8 protein-coding genes and 1 pseudogene are annotated in these 9241 nt (G+C 51.6%); 1 reads left to right on the top strand and 8 read right to left on the bottom strand.

Annotated elements, in window-relative coordinates:
• Positions 1-888: 888 nt before the first annotated feature.
• Positions 889-1533: pseudogene (locus O2S87_RS17170) on the bottom strand (DEAD/DEAH box helicase); the annotation flags it as partial.
• Between the two features lie 251 nt (positions 1534-1784).
• A complete protein-coding gene (locus O2S87_RS17165; RefSeq protein ID WP_475409979.1) occupies positions 1785-2702 on the bottom strand; it encodes a HamA C-terminal domain-containing protein in 918 nt (305 codons plus the stop codon).
• Between the two features lie 245 nt (positions 2703-2947).
• Between O2S87_RS17165 and O2S87_RS17160 the strand changes: the two genes are divergently transcribed.
• A complete protein-coding gene (locus tag O2S87_RS17160) occupies positions 2948-4600 on the top strand; it encodes a histidine kinase N-terminal 7TM domain-containing protein (protein ID WP_475409978.1) in 1653 nt (550 codons plus the stop codon).
• A gap of 109 nt (positions 4601-4709) precedes the next feature.
• Here O2S87_RS17160 and O2S87_RS17155 read toward each other — a convergent pair whose 3' ends face one another.
• From O2S87_RS17155 to O2S87_RS17130, 6 genes are all read right to left on the bottom strand, one after another.
• Entirely contained in the window at positions 4710-4979 is a 270-nt protein-coding gene (locus O2S87_RS17155; RefSeq protein ID WP_475409977.1) for a helix-turn-helix transcriptional regulator, read from the bottom strand.
• Positions 4980-5037: 58 nt separating this feature from the next.
• Positions 5038-5460 carry a DUF8161 domain-containing protein gene (locus tag O2S87_RS17150; protein WP_475409976.1) on the bottom strand — a complete coding sequence of 141 codons (423 nt, stop codon included), beginning with the start codon at positions 5458-5460 and terminating at the stop codon, positions 5038-5040.
• Complete coding sequence (locus O2S87_RS17145) at positions 5457-6113, bottom strand: tyrosine-type recombinase/integrase (RefSeq protein ID WP_475409975.1); 657 nt, start codon at positions 6111-6113, stop codon at positions 5457-5459. The genes O2S87_RS17150 and O2S87_RS17145 overlap by 4 nt, the downstream gene beginning before the upstream one ends.
• A gap of 208 nt (positions 6114-6321) precedes the next feature.
• Entirely contained in the window at positions 6322-6762 is a 441-nt protein-coding gene (locus O2S87_RS17140) for a chemotaxis protein CheW (RefSeq protein ID WP_475409974.1), read from the bottom strand.
• Position 6763: 1 nt separating this feature from the next.
• Positions 6764-7981, bottom strand: coding sequence for a methyl-accepting chemotaxis protein (locus tag O2S87_RS17135; RefSeq protein ID WP_475409973.1), 1218 nt, complete (start codon positions 7979-7981; stop codon positions 6764-6766).
• A 125-nt stretch (positions 7982-8106) separates the two neighbouring features.
• A complete protein-coding gene (locus O2S87_RS17130; RefSeq protein WP_475409972.1) occupies positions 8107-9141 on the bottom strand; it encodes a bacterio-opsin activator domain-containing protein in 1035 nt (344 codons plus the stop codon).
• Between the last annotated feature and the right edge of the window lie 100 nt (positions 9142-9241).

Here is a 9241-nt window from a genome sequence, read left to right as displayed (position 1 = left end):
GATCCAGATCGCTACAACCGGTTCTTCAATGAGATTCTGTGTGAATCACTCCACGAGAAGATTCACTGTACCGCCTCGGTTGAGGCTACTGGAGGTGAAGTCTAAACGGTTCTGAGACGCGACCAATTTTTCATCCACCCATTCGTCTCCTTCGGCCTCAACACAATAGATAGAACCGTAAAGGCGGGAATCAACGCGACCGACCCGTCCAACGAGGTTCTGGAAGTCGAGTTCTGACAGCTCATCGTCTCCGCGATATGCACTGGTTAGGAAAATCTTCTCCGCAGGAAGATTTACGCCTTCCAGTAGAGTGGAAGTACATACAATTGTGTCCAGCCCCACTTTCGAGCGATAGAGGTCTTCAATCTCTTCCCTCGCAATCTTCGGAACCCGACCGTGGTGGAAGGCCACTCCTTTTTCCAGGTGGTCAATGAGTGGATAATCTTCGTGGATCGTATTCTTCAAAAATTCGGTGAGATCATCGATTCTCGCAGACGTTATTTGTCGGTCCCGGTTGTTCGCAATTGCGCTGGCTCGATCCTCAGCTAGATTAGTTTTACTGGCGTATACCAGATTTTGGCTATTCTGCCCATATTCGTCAATTATTGTGGTCAGTGCTCTAGTCTTGCTATTGTTGACTGTCGTATACGTCAGGTCATCTGGTTCGGCTACAGTAAACTCTAATTTATCTCCAGAAGGACTGTAGAGAATGATTTCAACCATCCGTCTAGAGCCGGATTGGTTTTTTGCACTCTTGAATCGCATAATCGCCTTCATCTGAAGAACCGGTGTGAATGCGGTTTTGATCTGTACTACTTCTCGGTCTGTCAGACTGCTCAGAGTATCCTGTGGCTCCTCCAGGTAGGGGCCTGCGGCGACGATTTGAGTTTCCGGCCAAGATTCGCTGAGTAATTGAATTATGTCCTCGAAAACGACACCCCTCTGCCCGTCCTGAACATTCTGAATCTCGTCGAAAAATATGAGGTCCGGATCAATTCTCGCCCTAGTGTCTTCGTCAATGAGCCTCAGACACCGCTCAGGAGTAACTACTAAGAACGAATTAGAATCTGTTTCCAAGTCCTCTGATTCCTCAAAATATGCACCAGTTCTGACCTCAATCTCTTTTTCTCCATCTAAATCGTCATTGAGACTGGAGAGTTTCTCACTCATTTCTGCAATGAGTGCTCTAGTTGGGACGACGTAGATTGCTTCGAAGCTATCCGCGCTTTCGAGTTCTCTCTGTATATATTTCCGAAGTATAAATGATTTGCCAGAAGAAGTTGGACCGGATATAGCGATATCCCTTCCTGCTTGAAGAGCATTTAGGATATCCTTCTGAAAGGAGGACAGCACAGTTCCATCACCAAGTTCGTGCTGCTGGAGGTCAGAATTCAGTTCAAGACTCAATGCAGAGTCAAGCGATGAAATAAGCCTCTCCTCGAAGCTGACATCTACCTGCTCTCGCCGAACAGTATTGAACGTTTGAAGATTGCCGATTCTGGAGAGAACAATATAGAGGTACCGCTCGTACATCTCCTCGTTATCAGTCCCTCGCTTCTTAATATATGCGAGAATCGCAAAAGAGAGGGCCTTAGACTGGTGTTTTTCTTCATCACTGGAGGCGAGAAGAGATGCTACCCAAGCACTCTTTTGTATAGTACTTTCAGAGTTCTGATCCCAACGATAATCAACGACGCCGAGATCATCGTAAAGCAGGTCCTTTATCAGCGTATCGAGACAGTCGTTGAAGAACTCTAAGTCCGCTGCGTTTTCGTAAGTAGACATTAGTGGTTCGTCGCCCACGGGTAAATGGCCGCTTTGATATTCTCTACAAATTGATCTTTATTTTCTAGTGGGAGGAAAAAGAATGTCAGCCAGTGTTTTCGAAGATGGCTGTAATCGTCCTCTAGAGAATTGGTTACTTTAGAGAGTAAATCAGTATCCTCAATGTGGTCTTGGAGACGGTCTACTAGTTCCTGATCGTCCTCAACTGGTTTTGTTTGGTACTTCTCTAGCTCTTTGTCCTCGTATCCAATGAAGATTGGATGGAGCATTTGGTAATCTCGGGATTCACCCGTAAAAAGTGACGAAAGCAATTCGATTTTCTCTTTGGAGAGATTGTCGCTCGGATTACCCATAGCAACCGTTAATTCGTGCCGATTTCGGAGTTGGCTATCCTCACCGTGGAATCGATCTGTGCTGTGAAGAGCTTCTTTAATCCCGCTATCCAAGTCAGTGTACATTTTCGCCTCACCAATTCCCAACGTCGGTGATCCCTCGTATTTCCCAAAAAAGAGACCATCAGATCCCTTTATCTGATCAGTCGGGTTCTGTTTCCAGCCAAGCTTGTGCGACATCATAGGAATATCAAGAAAGCCTTCAACCATTGTAAATAGAATCAACTCCCCCCACTTGCCATCCATCTTAGCATCGTCCTTATAATCTGAGAGCCCTTGTGCTTCAAGATGTGGCCGATCAGAGGCCTCGATATCTTCTTCGGAGAGCGCAAAGAACATGAATTTGTTTCGGAGAAAATTTACGAAGCCGTCGTAATCTAGTGTACCATAGCTTGGACTGACAATGAAAGATGTGGCCTTAATTTTGTTTTTGCGCCACTCACCAGAATCAGAGAGATGATTCAGTAGTTCTGATCTCTCGATTACAGTATGCTCTGACCAAGGAACCTCCATCTCATTCTGCATATTAATCTATATTTAGTTACAACTGAGGTCTGTCCCGATGACAAAACCTATTCCAGAATCATACATGGGACTGTGTCTGTTCTATTATTAACAAGTTACTAACCCGTTATAATTCTTGGGAGAAGTCACTGTGGGTCCAATGGCCAAGACAGTAGTAATCGAGTTATACGATAACCCGATTGAATTCCGTAAAGTATTCGACTATATTAACTCGTAATGTCTTCTGAGTAGTAATAGATCAATAAATGTTCCAAGCACTCTATGTGACGCTACTTGTGGTGACATGCCTCTGGGGCCTTGGAGTGTCTTATTCAGCATGGAAAAATCGCGCGGCAGTTGGTGCAAATGCTCTCATTGCGACGTGTCTCGCAGCCGTGATCTGGGCCAGTGGGACTATCGGACTCACACTAGCGTCGACACCCATAGCAGAACTCCGATGGCTCCAACTATCCTACATCGGGATTATTGCCTCACCGATTGCGTTCGCTCTCCTTGCAGTCATTTATACGGGATACGTTCAGACGTTTCCTACCCGAGCAGTCGCCGTCCTTGGTGGTTTTGGTCTGGTATTTTTAGCCCTTGTCTGGACAAACCCATACCATCACTTGTACTGGGCTGATATTGATTATTCAGCTGCTGTACCAGAAGGACTAACCACGATACCCGGTCCCGGATTCTGGGCCTTTGTCATTTTTACATACACGCTGTTGCTGGCTGGATCGTATGTATTAATCAGGCACGCCATTACTGCGAGAGATCTTTATCAGCTTCAGACTGCTATGTTGTTGCTCGCAGTTGCAGCGCCCTGGGCTGCGAATATTCCGCACTCCCTCCAATTGATCCCTGCTGACTTCACACCGATTTCGCTTTCAATAACGGTTGGTGCACTCTGGGTGGCAATGTTCCGCTACCGCCTCACAGATGTCGACCCGATTGCCCTACGAACGGTCTTCGAAAACATCTCACCTGCTGTCTTGGTCCTTGACCGCTACAACCGAATCGGTGACATCAATCCAACTGGAATGAAACTGTTCGGTGTCTCCGAGGAAGCAATCGGAGCTCAACTCGAAGACGTTGTTCGGGAAGATGCACTCTATACACTCCTGCAGAAAGATACTGTCACTCAGGAGACGGTCAACATAAGCGAGACAGGATCGGATGAGCGGTTTTATGAAATAACAGCAACACCTACAGAAACCAGTCGTTTGCGACAAGATAGTCGCGTCGTGGTTATCAACGATATCACCGCGCTCAAACAGCAACAACAGGAACTCAAATCCCAGAATGAACGGCTTGATCAGTTTACATCTGTAGTCTCTCATGATTTGCGGAACCCATTAAATATTGCACAGGGTCATCTCGGATTGGTACGCAAAGAGTGTGACAGCGAGCATATAGTACCGGTTAGCAACGCACACGAACGGATGGATAACCTGATAGATGATCTCCTCACATTGTTTAAGAGTGGCAAAGATCTGAGTGACCAGCGGCCCGTTTCAGTCTCGGCTATCCTCAAGCGCTCATGGACGAATGTCGAGACCCACGATGCCACCTTGAATCTGGAGATCAACCAAACGATCATGGCAGATGTGAGCCGGCTACAACAATTGTTTGAAAATCTCATTCGTAACGCAATCGAACATGGTGGTACTGATGTCTCTATAACTATTGGAGGATTGGACAATGGTTTCTATATTGAGGATTCTGGCCCCGGAATTCCCGAGACAGACCGAGAGAAAATATTCGAAACTGGATATTCAACGAATGATGACGGAACCGGACTTGGTTTGGAAATCGTGAGACAAATTGTTGAGTCCCACAATTGGAAGATCAGCGTGACGACTGGAACTGATGGTGGTGCACGGTTCGAAATCAGCAATGTTGATTTCTATGAATAAATCACTAAACTTGGTTAGAAATTAGTTTTTATCCGAAGTCGAAAGCTCAGTAATTAAATTATCCCAAATTCGATCAACACCTAAGTCAGTCGAGATCGATTCCGGCCTCTCAAAGTTTGTCGGCTTCCCACTGTTGACGCTCTTCGATGAGTTCTATACCCAGTGGCCTGAGTGTGTACAGATTTGTCCGACCGTCTTTTTTCTCCTTGCTGAGCAGCCCCTCCTCAATGAGGTCGTTAAGATTGGGGTAGAGGCGTCCATGATTCACCTCAGTCGAAGAATACTCTGCCAGCTCAGAACCGATTTCCAAGCCAGATGGCTCGTTGAGAGCAGCGACACAATATAACAGATCCCGCTGAAAGCTACTTAATTCGTACATTGGTTGTATCCCTGATATATTGAAATAAATAATGCGCGGTACACAATGAAACACGTGATCACACGTGGTCAGCGAACCAGTCAGGAGCTCCCGTATATTCTGCCCAGCAGTGTTTGTGACACGGTTCGCCACGCTGATTCGGGATGGCTCGATCCATGTCGACCATTTGGCCACAGAGATCGCAGTCGGCACGGTGACCCATCTGCCGAGTCTCTACGTCGAGATCCTTGACCTCGATGTAGAGCTCGTGGAGCGCACGCGGCGTCAGCCGGACAAGTGCCTTCTCCCGGTCGTTTGGGTCTCGCTTCTCGGGCGTGTACGTCAGTACCCAGTCCTGGCCCTCCTCGCCGTCGCCCCTAGGTCCCAGCGAGATCGTCTGGGCGAGTTCGTCGGGGACGTAGTGCCATTCGTTGTCCCTGAACCGGGGGTAATGACCTTCGGGACGTGGGTTCTCGGGGTCGACATCGGTGTCGTCAGTCATACTCGGATGATGTGATCGTAGACTTGCTCGGTCGTCTGGATGCTTCGATGCCGCAGTCGGTTCCGAACGTCGTACAGCGTGTTCCCCTCCTCGGCGTTCATCATCCGGTAGGCGACACTGTGACGAAGCGCGTGCGGTGTCACGTCGCCCGGCTCACCACGAGTACCATCGAGGAGGTACGGCTCGACAGCAGCTTCCTCGACGACCTTCGAGATCGCGTTGCGGACGCCCTGGGTCGTGATTCTGTCGCTCGACCGCGAGGGGAACAACGCAGGCGAGTCCTTCCAACGGCTGTTCAGATACGACGACAGCAACCGCGACACGTCAGCCGACAGCTCCAACGTCGCCGGTGCGGGCTCGTTGTCGTTCGGGTAGTCCTTTTGGATCTCCGTCGGAACATACAGCACGCTGTTGCCCTCTCTGGGCATATCCACGTCGACCGCAACCAGTTCGCCGACTCGAAGGCCCGTATCGTACATGAGGGTGATGATCGCCTCGTTGCGTTGCTGCAGGTAGTCGGCACCAGTCGAGTAACACGCCGACCGAAGATCGTCGACCAAGCGGATCTCACTGGACGAACCTATCCACACTGTCTGTGGGCTACTGCGGCCAGCTGGCGCGCCGTTCCCTCGCTCTCTTAGTGACTTCGTCATAGCGTAATCTACTGCGATATCGTGAGTTTTGAGCGCAACAACTCAGTTTACGTGGAGCAGAATGTGATTCGGCAACTACTGTTCAGCGCGGGGAGGATGTCAATGGATAAAAGAAATGATTGTGGTTGATAATATAGTTGTGATGCGATTTGAATTTGTTCATAGTGTCTACTAATATCGCTCTTTAATCCGGTTCAGTGTCTGCGGGTCAGACAGTGAACTCGTGTGGGTCGAGCCAGAGCGTGAACCCGTCGTCGTCTTTGAGGAAGCCACGCAACAGCTCATTGTCAGCGGTGGTCTCGGTATCGAGCTCATGCTCACCAACCTCCATGACATCGGTGACCGCCGATACGAGCCAGCCGGTCGTCGAGTCGGTGCCTAGGGCCTCGGAATCTAGGACGATAATCCGGTTTGTGGCCCGTCCGCCGTCGGTCACCAGCGCACCAGTGTCGACGCCCAGTAGTTTGCTGGGGTCGACGACCGTCGTCGTCCGGTCACGAAGGTCCGTGATCCCCTCGACGTGAGGTGCGGCGTTCGGCAGTGACTGAATACTCTCGCTGCCAACGATTTCGGCCACGTAATCGATGGGCAGACAGTACTCGCTGTCGCCGAGCCTGAAGCTGAGCACCTGTGTAGCATCGTCAGTCATTTTATTTGCTCGCCTCGAAATCTGCTTCCCAGTTGTCGCTGACCGACTCAACGAGCTGTGAGATTTCGGTGACTTCGGCTGCCTGTTCCTCGTTGGCGTCGGCAAGTTCGTCGACCTCGTCAGCGAACATCCGCGCCCTATTGCTTGCGTCGTTTGTCATGGAGGCGATCTCCTCGGTACTGGCTGCCTGTTGGTCGGTTGCGTCGGACACCTCGGCGATACCATCGTTAATCTCGCCGACAGCTTCGACGATCCGATTGAGGTTCTCGATGGCGTTGTCGACCTCTTCGAGTCCTTCGTCAACGCTTTCGTTGGCCTGATCAATACTCTCAGCCGTCTGTTTCGTGTCGGATTTGACTCGCCCAGCCATTTCCTCGATTTCGACGGACTGTTCTTGAGTTTCCTCGGCCAACGATTTGATTTCGTCGGCAACGACAGCAAAGCCGTCACCGGCTTCGCCTGCACGGGCGGCTTCGATCGAGGCGTTGAGCGCCAACAGGTTGGTCTGATCGGCGATATTCTGAATCACAGTGACGACCTGATCGATCTCGTCCATCCGATCTTGGAGTTTTAGAATGTCACTTTCGACATCACTGGTGACCGCGTCAACCTCGCCCATCGCGTCGATCGCATCACTTGCAGCCGTTTGGCTTTGTTCGGCCATTTCACGAGCGTTACGGCTTTCGCTCCGTACTTCCTCAGAGCTGGAGGCGATCTCTTCGATAGTGGCACTCAAATCGGAAGCCTCGTCAGCTACTTCAGTCATGTTGTCGGCTTGTTCAGCGGCGACGCCGCTGATCTCGTCGGTGCTTTCGGCTATCTGTTCAGCGGCCGCGGTGAGTTCGTGGGTCGACGTCTGGATCTCTTCGAGTCGGTCACGCTCGATGACGACTATCTCTTCGTCGGCCCGGGCTGCCTCGACAGGGTTACCCGGTTCCACCGAACCCTCGTTCGCGAGCGCCTGTGTCTGGAAACCGCCGTCCGAGGCTAATGGTAGTTCGCTCGCGCTTACGTGTGGATTCGGTTCGGGCTGTTGGACTGTCGAGGCTGCCTGCGTATCTTTCGTCGAACTTGCCCGCGCGGTTGCGGTACGCATTCGTGCGCTTGCTGCGTCGGCTACTGTCGCCTCAGTAGTAGATTCCTCTGTGTTGGCTCGGCTTTCAGCCTTTGGTGTGGTCTCTCCAGCAAACGAAAGCAGTTTTCTGAGTTTTTCGAACATATGCTCAATACGGACCGGTCTATTATAATGATATTCACTATATTAAATGGGGATAGAATGCCAGATGTCAACCCATCAGTATTGGGTGTTAAGCATTGCGTACGGTTCGGATTGGCTGCCTGCGGTTACGGCTCTGGCTCTCTCTTGTCGTTTTTGTCGTTTTCGAATAAGAGCTGTATAATTCGCTGCTGTGCGGTGCAAAAGTGTTCGGCGAACGTTGGCTGTGTGATTCCCAGTAGTTCGGCGACCGATTGGCTCGATGTCGCGTGTGGCCACTCGAAGTAGCCTGCGTGGTATGCCGTCTCAATAACCTCTCGTTGCCGGTCAGTCAACTGGTCGCCGAGTAGGGTTTGGAGTTCCTCAAGCGAACGATCCGGTCGGCTCCGCTTACTCCGAGAGATCGGCTCGGCACCCGGATACCGTTCGGCGACCGCGTCAACGACCGATCGAACGGTCGTTCTCGGTGGAAGTTCGAGACGGAGGGTCGCCCCGTCAGCGTCGACGGTTGCATCACCGACACGCGCCCCATAGAGCCCAAATAGTTCTTCCCACCACGACCCCGTCGAGACGACCGCTAGCTCGTCGTCAAAGCTCGAACGTTCGAACAGCTCGACCGACTCGACATCTAAGAGCGATTCGAGCCCATCGATCCGGTCGGTCGGCGTCTCGCTGATGCGGTACCGTGTGAGTGTCGTTCCGTTGGTCTGGGTGAGCGTTTGGATGAGCCGGATCAAACAGCTGAGCGCGTCGGCGATCCGGACGAACGGCAGGTCGGTCGACGAGACATTGAACTCGATGTCGACGACCTGTCGGCTCGTATCGCCTCTGCGGCGTTCGCTCGCACCGATTGCAAATCCGGTAAGGGTGGCGACCGTCTCGATGAGGGCCGCTTCGTCGGCTCCAAACCCGTCTCGGCGGTCGGTGTAGACGCCCAAAACCCCGTAGGGAATCGCCTCGTAGCTGATCGGGATACCGAGTGCGGCTCGACTCCCGTGGTCGGCGGCGGCGGCCGCCCACTGACTGGCATCGCTCGGGGCCGCGAGATCGGGCTCGATCCGGCATTTTCCGGCGGCAAGGGCCTGTTCTTCGACGGTTTGGGCGTCGCAGTCGGTCGAAAACGAGACCACCTCGCGGAGCCGTATGGAACGTAATTGCGGCATCGGTATCCTGTGTCAAAAGCACAAGCCGGTGTTCAACGACATAGCCGAGCGTCTTCGGAGTGCAGGCTTTCAGGTTCGATTCTTCCATCCCCAATCATCC

The organism is Halohasta sp. A2, assembly GCF_056175805.1.
This window is presented reverse-complemented; position numbering and strand designations above follow the sequence as displayed.